General features: G+C 60.4%; 2 pseudogenes. Both read left to right on the top strand.

What is annotated here, in order from left to right:
- Positions 1 to 709 (top strand): annotated as a pseudogene (locus tag OA90_RS27785) (phage tail protein); the annotation flags it as partial.
- Positions 710 to 759: 50 nt separating this feature from the next.
- Positions 760 to 1344: pseudogene (locus tag OA90_RS29235) on the top strand (hypothetical protein); the annotation flags it as partial.

Genomic DNA, 1344 nt, shown 5'->3' with positions numbered 1-1344 from the left:
GTCGTCGGAACGTCTGATGCCGATCGGCGTGGCCGCCCGGATCTGGGACGGGGCCCAGACGGTTACAGCCCCGATGGCACCGCGCGTTGCCGGTCTGATGATCCGGATCGACAACCAGGTGGGCGCTGGCAAGCCGTTCCATCCCTTCGCGAACCGCTCCCTGTTCGGTCTGGCCGGCATCTCGCGCAAGATCCCGTTTTCGACGCTCGACGGTTCAACGGAGGGCCAGCAACTGCTGGCGGCGAATGTCGCCATCGTCGCCGAAGGCGAGACGGGTGTCGACGGGGCAGTGGCAGATGGCGGTTACAAGTTCATTGGCACTGACAATGCGCAGACCGGCGAGCTGTGGGAACAGATCCACCAGGTGCGCGGCACCGATTACATCATCACGCAGTTCATCGAGATCACGAACCAGTTCCTCGGCCGCCGGATCGCGACCGACACTGTCGAGGCCTGGATCAACTCGCTTGCCTTTGCCCTGCGTGATCACGTCAACGAAGGCAACATCCTCGGCTATTCGTCCAAGAGCGAAATGTTCAAGAAGAGCCAGAACAGCCCGGAAAGCATCCGCCTGGGAACGCTGAAACTGACCATCGGTATAGAGCCGGCGCCGGTCTTCAAACTGGCTCAGCACGAAATCCGCCGCTGGAGACCGGCCGTTGAAGGCATGGTCAACGAGATCATCGCGCGCCTGGCCAACGACAGCTGACCGGGCACCCACTTCGGTAATCAACCGACCAAGACAATCAGGATCTGATCATGCAGAAGATTTACATGCTGACCGCCGTGGATGTACGCCGGGCGGAAAAGGAAGGCACCTCGCGGGCAACTTCCATCTCGAAACTGACCATCCCGCCGATCAAGTTCGCGACGGCTGGCCACAACCCGGGCGGAGGTGTCATGGCGACGGATTTCAATCTGCCGCGCATCGAGGCGCTTGAGCCGAAATTCATGGTCAAAGGCCTTGATACGGAAATCTTCGGCGGGCTTGGCGAGGTGGACCGCTGGGTGTTTGCCGGTGCCTACAAGAACAAGAAAACAGGCTTAGGGATCATGGCCTGGAAAACTGATTGGTCTGTTGTGATCGACGGCAACGACATCTCCTCGCAGATGTCAAACTATCTGGAAACGATCACCGTTACAGACAAGGCCGGCGCATCGTCTGACAGTTGCTCGCTCAGGATGGACGACACCGGCGGTGCGATCCGGCTTCCTCAGCCGGGAGGGAGCGTGCTGGTGCGCCTGAATGGTGTCCAGGTATTCGCCGGCATCATCGACAGCGTGAAATCCTCCGGCTCCCGGTCTTCCGGGCGTTCGCTCTCGGTGTCCGCCAAGGGGTTCGAT

Origin of the sequence: Labrenzia sp. OB1 (assembly GCF_001624695.1) — a bacterium.
Classification (GTDB): Bacteria; Pseudomonadota; Alphaproteobacteria; order Rhizobiales; family Stappiaceae; genus Roseibium.
Note: the sequence above shows the minus strand (reverse complement) of the source record. Positions and strands in the feature narration are given on the sequence as shown.